This is a genomic window from Brevundimonas sp., assembly GCF_035998205.1.
GTDB lineage: Bacteria > Pseudomonadota > Alphaproteobacteria > Caulobacterales > Caulobacteraceae > Brevundimonas.
Genome location: NZ_DASYHT010000006.1, coordinates 522,352 through 535,759 on the forward strand (window position 1 = coordinate 522,352; position 13,408 = coordinate 535,759).

The window sequence follows — 13,408 nt, forward strand, 5'->3', positions numbered from 1 at the left end:
GCCGGACGTGGCGGCCGCGCCGCGAAGCGCCTATGTGGCGGCCATGACCAGGGTCCTGATCCTCGGCGCCGGCCATGCCGGGGGCGCCGCCGCCGCCACGCTCCGCCAGTTCGGCCATGAGGGCCCGATCCTGCTCGTCGGCGAGGAGCCGCACCTGCCCTACCAGCGGCCGCCCCTGTCCAAGGCGTGGCTGAAGGGGGAGGCGGGGCCGGAGGACCTCTTCCTGCGGCCGGAGACCTTCTACGCCGAGCAGGGCGTCGAGGTGCGGCTCGGGATGCGCGCCGAGGCGATCGACGCGGACGCCCGGACCGTCGCCTTCGCCGACGGATCGACCGAACCTTTCGACGTCTTGATCCTCGCCACCGGGTCGGTGTCGCGCGCCCTGCCGCTGCCGGGCGCCGATCTGCCCGGCGTGCTGGCGCTGCGCTCGATGGCGGAGGCCGAGGCGCTGAAGGCGCGGTTGACCCCCGGCGCGCGGCTGGTGGTGATCGGCGGCGGCTTCGTCGGGCTTGAGGCGGCGGCGTCGGCCCGGGCGCTGGGCTGCGAGGCCGTGGTGCTGGAGCGGGCCCCGCGCCTGCTGTCGCGGGTCGCCTCCGAGCCGGTCTCGGACCTGCTGGCGGCGCGCCACCGCGCCGAGGGCGTGGTGGTGCACACGGACGTGGAGATCTCGGCGATCACGCCAGACGGCGAGCGGCTGCGCGTCGTCCACGCCGGCGGGGCCGAGACCGGCGACGTGGTGCTGGTCGGGGTCGGGGCCGACGCCTGCGACGCCCTCGCGCGCTCGGCCGGTCTGGCCTGCGACGGCGGGGTGGTGGTCGACGGACAGGCGCGGACCTCGCACCCGGCCATATTCGCCATCGGCGACTGCACCCGGCGGCCGGTCCTGGCCCTCGGCGAAGGCCTGTTCCGGCTGGAGAGCGTGCCCAATGCGCTCGAACAGGCCAAGCAGGCCGCCGCGGCCATCACCGGGCGCACGCCGCCGCCGGCCGAGGTCCCGTGGTTCTGGTCCGACCAGTACGATCTCAAGCTGCAGATGGCCGGCCTGCCGGCCGGGGCCGACCGCACTGTCGTGCGCGGCGATCCCGCCGCCGGGCCGCTGGCCGTGTTCCACCTCAAGGGCGACCGGCTGGTCTGCGTCGAGGCCATCAACGCCCCGGCCGAGTTCATGGGCGGCCGCCAGCTCATCGCCCGCGCCACCCCGGTCGATCCGGCGAAACTGGCGGACCCGGCCGTGTCGATGAAGGCGGTGGCGCTCTAACGCCTCCCCCTCGCAGAGGGGGAGGGGGACCGCGCGCAGCGTGGTGGAGGGGGCGGGTTCAGGCGCAGCGCTTGCGTTCGCCCCTCACTGCCCGCCGGTCATCCTGGCGACCGGGCCCCTCCACCGCTTCGCGGTCCCCCTCCCCACTTTGTGGGGAGGAAATGCGTTCATCCTCCCCCGCAGGCTGGGGAGGAGAAGGGGGCGTCAACCGACCTGATAGGTCCAGGTCAGTTCGACGGACTCCCCGGCCGGGACGGTGATGCGCCAGCTCAGCTCGCCGCGCGGGTTGCGCGCCAGCGGATGACTTTCCTCGAGGATGCGGAAGCCGGTCTCGTGCTGGGCCGACGGCACGATCTCGACGGTCACGGTCTCGCGGCCGGTGTTGCGCAGGACGGCGGCCATGGCGCTCCGGCTGGCCTCGCGCTGTCGCTGCGACAGCCACTGTCCCGGCTGGTGCTCGACCACCCGCGGGATCACCTCGACATCCAGCGCCTGGCCGAACGTCAGGGTCAGCGGCAGGCCGATCGGATTGTCGCGGAAGGTGGCGCTGCCGGCCGCCATGCGTCGCCCGGCGATGTCGGCCATGACCAGCACCCGGCCGCCCGGAAGGGCGCGCCCCAGGCCTTCGGCCTCGCTGTTCAGGCTCTCGAACACGATCTGCGGCCGCCCGCCGCCGCTGACCCGCCCCTCATAGGCCGAGACCCAGCTGCGGTGCAGTCGGGTGTAGGCCACTTCGGGCTGGGCCAGGAACTGCACCTGCTTGGTCTGGCGCGCCGCCACCGTGACCGGCTCGGGCAGGGTGTAGAGCTTGTAGTCGCCGAGGTCGGACTCCTCTGGCCGTGGAGGCGCGGGCGGAGCGGGCGGCGCCGGGGGCGGGGCGGGCGGCGGAGGCACGGCGCTGGCGTAGGCGACGGGCCCGCCGCGCATCATCATAACGTCCTCAAGGCCGGAGTCCGGCAGGCCGAAGCCCGGCACTTCGGTGGTCGTGTCCATCGGCCAGCAGCCGACCGGCCGGCTGATGCGGGCCGGTTGGATCGGCCGGGTCTGGCCCTCGCGGTTCAGCTCGCCGGCGACCAGCTGCAGCTCGACATTGTCGAACGTGGTGGCGCCGGCGTTGATCAGGGTGATCCAGCCCTCAAGCGCCAGGGTGCGCCCGTCCTCCGAGGGACGGGCCACATAGTCCGCTGACCACTGCAGCCCGGTCGCCAGATAGGCCAGCGTCACCCGATGCCGCCCGGCGCGTGTGGCGCGGGTGCGCAGCGACAGCACCGGCTGGTCGGTCAGGCCGTCGGGGACGCGATCCAGCACCAGCCGCTCGGGCTGGCCGGAGCACTGCAGCGCCTCCAGCCGGCCGTTGATCTCCAGCGCCACCCCGTCATTGGCCGCCCGCAGCACGCCGACATCGACCGTCTCCGCACCGGTCTCGGGATTGGTGCGGACGCGCCGCACCACCTCGCCGACCGAGCGCCGGATCAGGCCGCCGGGGGTCAGCAGGTCGAAGTCGGTGTTCTGCTCGGTGATCCGCGCCGGCAGGCCGTCGATCACCACCGAGGCGGTGATGATGCCGTCGGCGACGTTTTCGAACCGGACCACGCCCTCGCCGGCGGGCACGTCGATGGTGCGCGTTTCGACGATCAGGGCGAGGCCCTGCTGGCGCAGCCCGGGCGAGCCGCGCATGGCCGCCAGCCGCGCCGTGTCGACCGGCTGCGACCGGTAGATCACCACGTCGCGGGCCTCGGCCCGGGGCGAGACCGAGACCGTCTGGGCGGCCGCCGGCAGGGCCAGGGCGGTCGCCGCGGCCGTCAGCGCGAGAAGGCGGCGGAAGGCGCGCACCGCGGCGACCGTCACTCGATCTCGAAGGTGGCGGTCACCCGGGTCGTGCCATTGGCCGGGACCCGCACCTGCCACACCCGGGTGTCGGCGTTCGGCCGCTCGCCGGTCTGGCTCTCGGAGATCAGCCGGCCGTTGCGGCCGAGCCCGGTCTGGCGGAGCTCGACCGTGACCGGCTCGCGCCGCGCGTTGCGCACGTCGTAGGCCATCTCGTAGCGGGTCCGCGCATTGTTCTGGTCGATGCGGATGACCTGGCTGTCCGTGATCGTGGTCTGCACGGTCACGTCGAAGGCGGAGCCGGTGGTGATCGCCACTTCCGCGCCGGCGGAGGTGTGGCCGATGCCGTCCTCGCCGACGAAGCGCGACTGGCCGCCGACGTCATCCATGTAGACGCGGACGATGCCGGAGGGCAGGGCGCGGCCGAGGCCCGAGGCGCGGCTGTTGTCGAACACCACGGCGACCTCGGCGCTCGACGGCTGGCGATTGCCGAAGCCCGAGAACTCGGACCGGTAGCGCTTGCGCGCCGGTACGCCGGTGGCGGCGTAGAGCCCGACCTGCTTGGTCTGGTTGTTGGCCACCGTGACCCGCTCGGGGATCGGATAGATGTAGTAGTCGGCCAGGTCCTCCGCGTCGCCGCTGTCGGTGCCGTAGGTGTTGCGCCCGCCGTAGCCGCCGCCGAGGCCGGACAGCATGTTCAGCTCCCCGGCGACCAGACGGGTGTCGGCGTCGGTGAAGGTCACGCCGGACTGGTTGGTCAGGGTGATCCAGCCGGTCAGGTCCATGCGGCCGGCGGCCTCGTCGAAGTCGATGACATAGTCGGCGCGCCAGCTCAGGCCGGTGGTCAGATAGCTGAGCGTCGTCTCGCGCGTCCCGGCGCGGTCGGCATTGAGGGTGACGCTGAGCGTCGGGCGCGGCCGCAGGTTGGCCGGCACCTCGTCGAAGATCACCCGCGTCGGCACGCCGTCGTCGCGCAGCACCTCGATGCGGTCGCCGATCTGCAGCACCACGCCCTCGTTGGCCGCCAGCACCCGGGCGCGCAGCTCGGTCTCGCCGCCCGTCGCCGGATTGATCCGCACCAGCCCGATCTCGTCGCCGACGGCGGCGGTCATCAGCTTGTCCGGCGTCAGCAGGTCGAAGTCGAAGTTCTGCTCGACCACCGACAGGCCGTCGCCGGACAGGCTGACGGTCTCGGGGCGGATGCTGGCCGAGACGCCCGGAAACTCCTGCCGCGAGCGGCCGGCGGGCAGGTTCAGCCGCCGCACGTCCTCCACCAGGGCGAGGTTCTGGTTGTAGATGGTCAGGGCCAGCCGTTCAGGGCCGGCGGGCTGCTGCGCCGCCGCCGGGGCGGGCGTCAGGGCCAGTGGCGTCGACGCCAGGACAGTCAGCGCCAGAAGCGCGCGCTTGAGCGATCGCATCGATCCTCCCCTCGTTTCCCCTGTGGCCCCATGGGACGGTGGAATGGCTCCGCTGTCCACCCGAATCGACTCTGCTGCGTTCCTCAGGCGACACGACTGGGGTAAGCGGAGCCCATGACGCGCCTTCTCTACGGCCGGCCGCCGGCCGTCTTCGATCCCCCCGCCGACGCGGTCCAGACCTCCCCGCTGATCCCGGGATCGACCCCGCTCGACACGATCGCGCCGGGTTCGGCCGAGGCGGTGACCGTCTATGCGCCCCCGGGCGCCGTCGAGCGGCGCCATGTGCTGGCGCTGGCCCTGCGCGCACTGCGACCCGGCGGCCGGCTCGATGTCATGACCCCCAAGGACAAGGGCGGCGGGCGGCTCAAGGGCGAGCTGGCGGCCTTCGGCGTCGCCGCCGAGGATACGCCCAAGGCGCACCATCGCCGCTGCATCGCCCTGCGGCCCCAGGCGGTCGAGGGGCTGGACGCGGCGATCGCGGCAGGCGCGCTGCAGCAGGTTCCGGGCCTCGAGGCCTGGTCGCAGCCGGGCGTGTTCGCCTGGGACCGGATCGATGCCGGCACGGCCCTGCTGGCCGAGCATCTGCCGCCGCTGAAGGGGCGGGGCGCCGACCTCGGATGCGGCTACGGGGCGCTGGCGCTGGTGGCGCTGCGGTCGCCGGCGATCACGGAGCTGCGCCTCGTCGACCTCGACCGACGCGCCATCGAGGCGGCCCGGCGCAATGTCGAGGATCCGCGCGCCCGCTTTGACTGGGCCGATGCCCGCACCCTCGGGACCGATGACCTGGATTTCGTCGTCACCAATCCGCCGTTCCATGACGGGGGACAGGAGGACCGACGGCTGGGGCAGGGCTTCGTGCGCGCCGCCGCCGGTCTGCTCGGCAAGGGCGGCGTGCTGTGGCTCGTGGCCAATCGCCACCTGCCCTACGAGGCCGATCTCGACGCTGCCTTCCGCCGGGTCCGGCTGGTCGAGGAGGTCAGCGGCTACAAGGTCTACGAGGCGACCAAGTGAAGGCGGTGCGGCTGGACAAGCTGCTGTCGGGCCTCGGCTACGGCACCCGGTCGGAGATCCAGAAGCTGGCCCGCGCCGGCGGGATCGAGCTTGACGGGACGACCCTGAGCGACGCCGCGGCGCGCATCCCGGTCGGGCCCGACCTGCCGGCGCGGCTGCAGATCGACGGCCGCCCGGTCGACCCGCCGCCGGGTCTGGCCCTCGTGATGCACAAGCCGGTGGGCGTGACCTGTTCGCACAAGGAGGACGGGGCGCTGGTGCATGACCTGCTGCCGCCCCGCTGGCGCCGCCGCGACCCGGCCATCTCCACCGTCGGCCGCCTCGACAAGCAGACCTCGGGCCTGCTGCTGCTGACCGACGATGGCGAGCTGCTGCACCGGATCATCAGCCCGCGCCGCCATGTGGCCAAGGTCTACCGCGCCACGCTCGCCCGTCCCCTGACCGGCCAGGAGGGCGCCATCTTCGCTTCCGGCGAGCTGATGCTCGAGGGCGAGGCCAAGCCGCTCGCCCCGGCGCAGCTGGAGCCGCTCTCGCCGACCGAGGCGCGGCTGACCGTGACCGAGGGGCGCTACCACCAGGTCCGGCGCATGTTCGCCGCCGTCGGCAACCACGTCGAGGCCCTGCACCGCGAGCGACTGGGCGGGCTGGCGCTGCCGGAAGATCTGGCCCCGGGGCAGTGGCGCCAGATGACGGACGAAGAGATCGCGGCGGTGTTCGCCTGAGCTTCCCCGCGGCGCCGGGGCGGGGTAGGGCGGGGGTCTGTCCGGAGGTTCCCGCATGAAGCGCCTGCTCGTCCCGTCCCTGCTGCTCGCCCTCGCCGTCGGCGGCCCGGCCAGCGAGGTCGTCGCCTGGGGCGCAACCGGCCACCGCATCATCGGCGTTGAGGCGGTGCGCGCCCTGCCGGACGAGATCCCCGCCTTCCTGCGTAGTCCGGCCGCCGCCGCCGAGATCGGCGAGCTGGCCCGCGAGCCGGACCGCTGGAAGGGCGCCGGCCAGCCGCACGACCGCGAGCGCGACACGGCGCACTTCGTCGACATGCGCGAGGACGGCCGGGTCATGGTCGCCAGCGGGCCGCACATCACCGAGCTGCCCCGCCTCAAGTCCGAGTATGACGCGGCCCTGATCGCTGCGGGCACCGATGTGGATACGGCCGGCTGGCTGCCCTACGCCCTGATGGACGGCTACCAGCAGCTGGTCCGCAACCTCGGCTACTGGCGCGTGCTGAACGCCGCCGAGGCGCGCGAGACCGATCCGGGCAAGCGGGCCTGGTACCGCGAGGACCGCCTGCGGCGCGAGGCGCTGATCCTGCGCGACCTGGGCGTGCTGGCCCACTATGTCGGCGACGCCAGCCAGCCCCTGCACGCCTCGATCCACTACAATGGCTGGGCCGACGGCGAGCCCAATCCCGAGGGCTTCACCACTTCACGCCGGACCCACGGCCTGTTCGAGGGCGCCTACATCCGCCGCAACGTCCGCGCCACCGACGTCGCCGCCGCCATGCCCGCCCCGGCGCTGGACGGCTTCGAGCTGCGCGCCTCGACGGCGGCCTATCTGCTGGACACCCTCGCCGAGGTGACGCCCTTCTACCGGCTGGAGAAGGCGGGCGCCTTCGTCGATGGCGACGCGCGCGGCATCGCCTTCGCCACGGAACGGCTGGCGGCGGGCGCGGCGGTGCTGCGCGACTGGACCGTGCTGGCGTGGCGCGACTCCGCCGACGAGCGCGTCGGCTGGCCGGCCGTCAGCGTCGCCGAGGTCGAGGCCGGAACCGCCGACCCCTGGGACGCCATGGTCGGCACGGACTGAGGCGTTTCGCCTCCGGCGGGGCTGCACGGTTCATCACGGAGAACACAGAGCCGCAAAGACACGAAGGTCACGGAGGCGTGGCGGTGGTTGCGCCGCAGGCGCCTTCGTCCTGACGCTGGTCGCAAGGGCGCTTCGCGCCGGTTATCACCGCCGCCTCTGTGCTCTCTGTGCTGTCCTCTGTGTTCTCCGTGATGAACCTGCGCCGCCCGGCGAAGGGGCGGGCCATGGATCGGCACGTAGTCGGGTTTCGCTCCTCCCCCATAGCGGAGCGTATGGGGGAGGGGGACCCCGCGCAGCGGGGTGGAGGGGGCGAGGTCAGGCGCGGCGCTTGCGGTCGCCCCCTCCACCGCCTTCGGCGGTTCCCCTCCCCCGCTTGCGGGGGAGGAGATATGGTTCACGCCCCCGCGGCGAACTCGCTGAGGGCGTCGATGACGGCGCGGTTCTGGTCCTCGGTGCCGATGGTGATGCGCAGGCAGTCCGGCAGGCCGTAGCCGCCGACCTGGCGCACGATCACGCCCTTGCTGTTGAGGTAGGCGTTGGCGGCGTCGGCCGAGCGCTTCGGGTCGCGGAAGCGCACGAGGATGAAGTTGCCGGCGGACGGGTAGACCTCGAAGCCGAAGCCGCGAATGGCCTGGGTCAGGCGCGGCCGCCAGCTGTGGATCAGCTCGCGCGAAGCGGTCTGGTGCGCCTCGTCGGACAGGGCGGCGACCGCCGCCTCGAGCCCGGGCACCGAGACGTTGAACGGCAGGCGGATGCGGTCGACCGCCTCGGCCACCGGCAGCGGGGCATAGCCGAAGCCGATGCGCAGGCCGCCGAGGCCGTGGATCTTGGAGAAGGTGCGGGTGACGACCACGTTGGGCGCGTCCCTGGCCAGCGGGAAGCTGGTGGCCCAGTCGGGCTCCTGAACGTACTCGGCGTAGGCCTCGTCGATCACCAGCAGGATGTCCGGGCGCAGGGCCGCGTGCAGGCGGGCGATCTCTTCGGTGGTGTTCCAGCTGCCGGTCGGGTTGGCCGGGCTGGAGACATAGACGATGCGGGTGCGGTCATCGACCTGCTCCAGCAGGGCCTCGGGCGTCGCCTTCAGCTCCGGCTCCGGGGCCAGCTTGACCTGGGCCTCGTTGGCCAGGGCGCTGATGCGATAGGCGAGGAAGCCGTACTGGCCCGTGACGATGTTGTCGCCGGCGGTCAGGTAGGTCTGGTTCAGCAGGGCGAAGACCTCGTCCGACCCGTTGCCGAAGATCAGCCGCTCGGGCTCCAGCCCGTGCAGCTCGGCGACCGCCGCGCGCAGCTTGTTGGCCCGGCCGTCCGGATAGATGTGGATGTTGTCCAGCGCCGCCGCGTAGGCGGCCCGGGCCTTCTCGCCGGCGCCCAGCATGTTCTCGTTCGAGGACAGCTTCATCGGTTTGGCCACCCCGTCGAGGTTCGCCTTACCGCCGACATAGGGGGCGATATCGAGGATGCCGGGCTTGGGGGCGGGGCCGTGCACGGTCGCGGGGTCGCTCATGGGATCGCCTTGTCAAACGTCAGAGGACGGGCGCGTGCCCGATCACGCCGGACAGCCGCCCCAGGGTCGCGACAGCCGGAGCCTCCAGCCGCGCATCATGGGGCTGCACATAGCCCGTGAGGAGGAACAGCTTCAAGCCGCCGGCCCGCGCCGCCGGTGTCGCGATCAGTCCTTCTCCGGCCAGAACCGCGACGATCGCCGCCTCTGACGCCGCCGCGTCGGTGACCCAGAAGGTGCGGTCGTCGCCGGTCGGGCCGGTCATGGCGGCGCCCACCTGAAGCGCCAGCGGCCGGCTGCCGGGCTCATCCGGCAGGGCGCCGATGACGGCCCGGTCCGCGCGAGCCAGCAGACGCGCCCACCAGGGGCCGAGCCCGTCCAGATCGATCAGCACCGTGGCCGGGTCTGGCGCCGTGAGGGCCGCCTCGGCGGTGGTCGCCACGTTGCGCGTGCCGCCGTAGCGGTCCGCCGCCAGCAGCTGCGACGCAGGGCCCGCCACGGTGACCGGCCGGCGAGTGGCGGCGAGGCGGCCCGCGACCGCCTTCAGCGCCGCCCGCGCCGGGCCGTCGAGCCCCTGCAGCGCGTGCCGCAAGGCCAGGGTCTCGACGTCCGGGGCCGCCGCCGGCTGGGCCAGCCGGTTCCGCACGGCTTCAGCCAGGGCCCGGTCGGCGGCGATCAGCCCGGCGCCGACCTCGGGTTCCTGCAGCGTCATCAGAACAGCTTCGGCGCCGGAGCGAGGGCCAGCGGCCCGAGCCGCGCCTCGCCGTCGGCGAAGCTCAGGGTCAGCGTCGCATCCGCGGCGGGGAGGGCGTCGGCCGGCGCGCCGGTCAGGCCGCTGACGGCGGCCGCCGCGTCCTGCGCGGTCAGGGTCACCTGTCCGGTCAGTCGCCCGTCCGGCCCGGCCGCCAGCCGCGGGCTGTCGAACCGCGCCGTGCTGGTCCCGGCGGTCAGCTCCCCCCGCACATTCAGCAGGGCGCCGCCGTTGCGGGCCCAGGCGGCGGTCAGTCCGGCCACGTCCTGACCGGACAGGTCGCGGGCGCGGGTGATGACCGCCTCGCCCTGCACGGTCAGAATGCCGTTGCGGGTCAGGGCGGCGACCGGGCCGCCGGGGCGGCCGCGGGCCTCGATCAGGCGCACCAGCACATCGGCGGCGTCAGCCGGGTCGCCGGCGGGCTGGGCCACCCCGGGGCCGCCTTCGAGACCGGCGTTGGGGCGCACATAGACTTCCAGCCGCGCCGCGCTGGCCAGGGGGAACGGTTCGGCGCCCGGCAGGGGAGTGAACCGGGCCTCGACGATCTCCACCGCCAGGTTCGGATAGGCGTTGCCCCAGCCGCTGCCGCTGGCGCGCACCGCGCCGGCGTCGAGCGTCACCTTGCCCCTGTCGCCGCGCGACAGAACCAGCCCGTCCCGCGCCACCAGCACCCAGCGGTCCGGGTCCCACGCCATGGCCTCGGCCGACAGCGCCGGCGCCGAGACGCCTTGTCCCGAAGGCGCGACCAGCTCGAGATCGCGCAGCCGCACGCTGGCCCGGAAGGGCCAGCCGTTCACCTGCAGCGCGGCGTAGCGCACGGTCCAGCCCGCCTCGCGCAGGGCGGCGATGCGGTCGTTCAGCCCGCTCTCGACGCGCTCGATCAGCACCGCCCACCAGACGCTCCACAGGGCGAGGGCGATCAGGACGATCCCGAACGGCGCGATCAGGCCCTTGCGGGAATAGCGGGGGGGCGGTGCGGGGTCGGGGGGCAGGTCTGTCATGACCCGCTCATAGCGCGGAACCGCGGCGCGTGCAGGGCGCCTCAGGCGGCGGCGGACGCCTGCATCGCCGCGAACGCCTCGCCGATCGGCCGGATTTCCAGATCCGCGGCGCGGGCCAGCCGCAGCACCCGGTCGAGATCGTCGGGCCGGCAGCCGTAGGGCGTGGGCCGGTCGGAGACGTCGTGGCCATAGGCGGTCAGCCAGCCGCCCGTGCGCGCGGTTTCGGCCATCAGGGCGCCGAGGTCGTAGCCGGGCAGACGGCGGCTCTCCAGGCCGATGCTCTTCACCAGCGCCCGGTCCTCGAGGCCCTGATTGACGCCGTCGCGCACCCCGCGGCCGAGGGCGAAGCGTCGCCGCACGACGCCCTTGGCGGTGAGAGAGGCGTCGCCGAACGGATAGGCGAAGGTGGTCATGCGATAGTCGTCCAGCCGTTCCGCCACCCAGCGGGCGTTGGCGTCGAGGCTGGACTCCAGTCTCGCCGCGTCGAGCTGCAGGACGCTGGTGTGGCCGAAGGTGTGGCAGCCGACCTCGTGACCGGCCTCGACCAGCGCCTGCAGATGCGCCGTGCGGAACTGCGGCAGGTCGAGATTGGTCCCGCCCTCCAGTCCGCCGCAGACATAGTAGGTCGCCTTGACCCCATGCTGCGCGAGGATCGGTCCGGCCTCGGTCCAGGCGGTCTCGGGAAAGTCGTCGAAGCTGAGCGAGAAAACGCCGCGGCCGGGCGCGATCCGCACCGGCTCGCGGTCGAGATAACGGGCGGCCCGACGGCGCATCTGGTCGATCAGCGGCATCGGGTCATTGTGCCGGACGAGGCTTAAGGAAACGTCGGCCCGGTCCGGCGTCAGCCCAGCTCGGCTTCGAGATCCGCCAGCCGCGCGGCCTGGTCCTCGGCGATCAGGGCGTCGGTCAGGGGCCCCAGCTCGCCCTCGAGGATCTGCGGCAGGTTGTAGAGGGTCAGGTTGATGCGGTGGTCGGTCACCCGCCCCTGCGGGAAGTTGTAGGTGCGGATGCGCTCGGACCGGTCGCCCGAGCCGACCTGGCTCTTGCGCGCATCGGCGCGGGCCCGGTCCTTCTCCTGACGCTGCAGGTCGTAGAGCCGGGCCTTGAGGTTGGCCATGGCCTTGCGCCGGTTCTCGTGCTGGCTCTTCTCGGAACTGGTGGCGACGATGCCGGTCGGCAGGTGGGTGATGCGCACCGCCGAGTCGGTCTTGTTGACGTGCTGCCCGCCGGCGCCCGAGGCGCGGTAGGTGTCGATGCGGATGTCCTTGTCCTCGATGACGATGTCGACATCCTCGGCCTCGGGCAGGACCGCCACGGTCGCCGCCGAGGTGTGGATGCGCCCGCCGGCCTCGGTGACGGGCACCCGCTGCACCCGGTGCACGCCGCTCTCGAACTTGAGCCGGCCGAACACTCCGTCGCCGGTGATGCTGGCCACGATCTCCTTGTAGCCGCCCATCTCGCCTTCGGAGACGCTGTCGATCTCGACCCGCCAGCCGAGGGTCTGGGCGTAGCGGCTGTACATGCGGAACAGGTCGCCGGCGAACAGGGCCGCCTCGTCCCCGCCGGTGCCGGCGCGCACCTCGAGGATGGCCGAGGCGTTCTCGTCCCGGTCGCGCGGGGCCAGCAGCAGGGCCACCGCCCGCTCCATCTCCGGCAGACGGGCGGAGAGGGCGTCCAGCTCCTCGGCGGCGAGGGCCCCCATCTCGGGATCGGCCGCCAGCGCCTCCAGCTCGCCGATCTCGGCGCGGGCGCGGGCGAGGGCGGCGACGGCGTCGGCGACCGGCTTGAGCTCGGCATGCTCCTTCGACAGGCGCACGATCTCGGCTCCGTCCGAGGCCGCGGACATGCGCGCCTCGACCTCCTGGAAGCGGTCGAGCACCTGTTCGAGCCGGGCCTGGGGCAGTCGCAAGGGCGGGCCTTCGGAAGGGGTTGCACGGGGCGCCCGCTTTACGCGCGGTCGCGCCCCCTGTCGATCTTGACGGCGCCAGGCAACCAACGGCGTGTTCGGGACTTCTCGCCCTGCTGCCGCAGGCGACCAAGGGGCCCGATGGAAGATTTCCTCCTGTTCCTGCTGGTCGGGATGCTGGCCCAGATCGTCGATGGCGCCCTCGGCATGGCCTACGGGGTGATCTCGTCGTCCGTGCTGCTGGCCTTCGGCGTGCCCCCGGCGACGGCCTCGGCCAGCGTCCATGCGGCCGAGGTGTTCACCACCGGCGCCTCCGCCAGCTCCCACGTCTGGCATCGCAATGTGGAGTGGCGGCTGTTCGTCCCCCTCGCCGTGGGCGGCGTGGCCGGCGGGGTAGCCGGCGCCTATCTGCTCAGCGGCATCGACGGCGACATGATCAAGCCGTTCATCATCGTCTATCTGGCGGGGATGGGGCTCTACATCCTGTGGCGGGCCACGCGCGCGCTGAGGCCGCGGGTCATCCGCCCGCGCTGGCTGGTAGCACCGCTGGGTGTCGTCGGCGGCTTCTTCGACGCCATCGGCGGTGGCGGTTGGGGCCCGACCGTGTCCTCGGCCATGGTCGGCGCCGGGCAGGAGCCGCGCAAGGCCATCGGCACCGTCAATTCGGTCGAGTTCCTTGTCACCTCGGCCATCTCCGCCACCTTCCTCTGGGCCCTCGTCACCGGCCACTGGCGCGAGGCGGAGGGTCTGCAGAGCCACCTCGCCGCCGTGGCCGGCCTCGTGGTCGGCGGGCTGATCGCGGCGCCCTTCGCCGGCTTCGTCGTCAAGCGCGTCCCGCAGCGCCTGCTGACCTTTGCGGTCGGCGGCCTGCTGATCGTGCTGGCCGGCTTCCAGGGGCTGCAGCTGGCCGGTCTGGTCGGGCGCTGAGCCGC

The 13,408-nt window shown here is 73.1% G+C and carries 12 protein-coding genes; 5 read left to right on the forward strand and 7 right to left on the reverse strand.

What is annotated here, in order from left to right:
- Nucleotides 1–43 precede the first annotated feature (43 nt).
- On the forward strand, nt 44–1,258 hold the full coding sequence (locus VGN74_RS12535) for an NAD(P)/FAD-dependent oxidoreductase (RefSeq protein WP_327448695.1): 1,215 nt from the start codon (nt 44–46) through the stop codon (nt 1,256–1,258).
- A 204-nt stretch (nt 1,259–1,462) separates the two neighbouring features.
- On the opposite strand, the gene VGN74_RS12540 is transcribed toward VGN74_RS12535, so the two are convergent.
- Both VGN74_RS12540 and VGN74_RS12545 read right to left on the reverse strand, forming a co-directional pair.
- Nucleotides 1,463–3,106 carry a DUF4139 domain-containing protein gene (locus tag VGN74_RS12540; protein WP_327448697.1) on the reverse strand — a complete coding sequence of 548 codons (1,644 nt, stop codon included), beginning with the start codon at nt 3,104–3,106 and terminating at the stop codon, nt 1,463–1,465.
- Complete coding sequence (locus VGN74_RS12545) at nt 3,103–4,503, reverse strand: DUF4139 domain-containing protein (RefSeq protein WP_327448699.1); 1,401 nt, start codon at nt 4,501–4,503, stop codon at nt 3,103–3,105. Before VGN74_RS12545 ends, VGN74_RS12540 begins: the two co-directional genes overlap by 4 nt.
- A gap of 114 nt (nt 4,504–4,617) precedes the next feature.
- On the opposite strand from VGN74_RS12545, the gene VGN74_RS12550 reads away from it, so the two are divergent.
- Genes VGN74_RS12550 through VGN74_RS12560 form a run of 3 tightly spaced genes read left to right on the forward strand, consistent with a single transcriptional unit; the run spans nt 4,618 to nt 7,317 of the window.
- Entirely contained in the window at nt 4,618–5,514 is an 897-nt protein-coding gene (locus VGN74_RS12550) for a class I SAM-dependent methyltransferase (RefSeq protein WP_327448701.1), read from the forward strand.
- A complete protein-coding gene (locus VGN74_RS12555) occupies nt 5,511–6,236 on the forward strand; it encodes a 16S rRNA pseudouridine(516) synthase (RefSeq protein WP_327448703.1) in 726 nt (241 codons plus the stop codon). The genes VGN74_RS12550 and VGN74_RS12555 overlap by 4 nt, the downstream gene beginning before the upstream one ends.
- Nucleotides 6,237–6,291: 55 nt before the next feature.
- On the forward strand, nt 6,292–7,317 hold the full coding sequence (locus VGN74_RS12560; protein ID WP_327448704.1) for a S1/P1 Nuclease: 1,026 nt from the start codon (nt 6,292–6,294) through the stop codon (nt 7,315–7,317).
- A 394-nt stretch (nt 7,318–7,711) separates the two neighbouring features.
- Here VGN74_RS12560 and hisC read toward each other — a convergent pair whose 3' ends face one another.
- From hisC to prfA, 5 genes are read right to left on the reverse strand one after another with little or no spacing between them, the layout of a single operon-like run.
- Nucleotides 7,712–8,821 carry a histidinol-phosphate transaminase gene (gene hisC, locus VGN74_RS12565; protein ID WP_327448706.1) on the reverse strand — a complete coding sequence of 370 codons (1,110 nt, stop codon included), beginning with the start codon at nt 8,819–8,821 and terminating at the stop codon, nt 7,712–7,714.
- Nucleotides 8,822–8,840: 19 nt separating this feature from the next.
- Nucleotides 8,841–9,530, reverse strand: coding sequence for a hypothetical protein (locus tag VGN74_RS12570; RefSeq protein ID WP_327448708.1), 690 nt, complete (start codon nt 9,528–9,530; stop codon nt 8,841–8,843).
- Nucleotides 9,530–10,570 (reverse strand): DUF2125 domain-containing protein, encoded by a 1,041-nt coding sequence (locus VGN74_RS12575; protein ID WP_327448711.1) that lies wholly within the window; start codon nt 10,568–10,570, stop codon nt 9,530–9,532. The genes VGN74_RS12570 and VGN74_RS12575 overlap by 1 nt, the downstream gene beginning before the upstream one ends.
- 41 nt (nt 10,571–10,611) lie before the next feature.
- Complete coding sequence (locus tag VGN74_RS12580; protein WP_327448713.1) at nt 10,612–11,361, reverse strand: polysaccharide deacetylase family protein; 750 nt, start codon at nt 11,359–11,361, stop codon at nt 10,612–10,614.
- A 50-nt stretch (nt 11,362–11,411) separates the two neighbouring features.
- Entirely contained in the window at nt 11,412–12,479 is a 1,068-nt protein-coding gene (prfA, locus tag VGN74_RS12585) for a peptide chain release factor 1 (protein WP_327448715.1), read from the reverse strand.
- 138 nt (nt 12,480–12,617) lie between these two features.
- Here prfA and VGN74_RS12590 point away from each other — a divergent pair, with 138 nt between their 5' ends.
- A complete protein-coding gene (locus tag VGN74_RS12590; RefSeq protein WP_327448717.1) occupies nt 12,618–13,403 on the forward strand; it encodes a sulfite exporter TauE/SafE family protein in 786 nt (261 codons plus the stop codon).
- Nucleotides 13,404–13,408: the final 5 nt, after the last annotated feature.

Coding starts and splice junctions, on each gene's coding strand:
- VGN74_RS12535 (WP_327448695.1), top strand. CDS start 44: ATGACCAGGGTCCTGATCCTCGGCGCCGGCCATGCCGGGGGCGCCGCC.
- VGN74_RS12545 (WP_327448699.1), bottom strand. CDS start 4,503: ATGCGATCGCTCAAGCGCGCGCTTCTGGCGCTGACTGTCCTGGCGTCG.
- VGN74_RS12550 (WP_327448701.1), top strand. CDS start 4,618: ATGACGCGCCTTCTCTACGGCCGGCCGCCGGCCGTCTTCGATCCCCCC.
- VGN74_RS12560 (WP_327448704.1), top strand. CDS start 6,292: ATGAAGCGCCTGCTCGTCCCGTCCCTGCTGCTCGCCCTCGCCGTCGGC.
- hisC (WP_327448706.1), bottom strand. CDS start 8,821: ATGAGCGACCCCGCGACCGTGCACGGCCCCGCCCCCAAGCCCGGCATC.
- VGN74_RS12570 (WP_327448708.1), bottom strand. CDS start 9,530: ATGACGCTGCAGGAACCCGAGGTCGGCGCCGGGCTGATCGCCGCCGAC.
- VGN74_RS12575 (WP_327448711.1), bottom strand. CDS start 10,570: ATGACAGACCTGCCCCCCGACCCCGCACCGCCCCCCCGCTATTCCCGC.
- VGN74_RS12580 (WP_327448713.1), bottom strand. CDS start 11,361: ATGCCGCTGATCGACCAGATGCGCCGTCGGGCCGCCCGTTATCTCGAC.
- VGN74_RS12590 (WP_327448717.1), top strand. CDS start 12,618: ATGGAAGATTTCCTCCTGTTCCTGCTGGTCGGGATGCTGGCCCAGATC.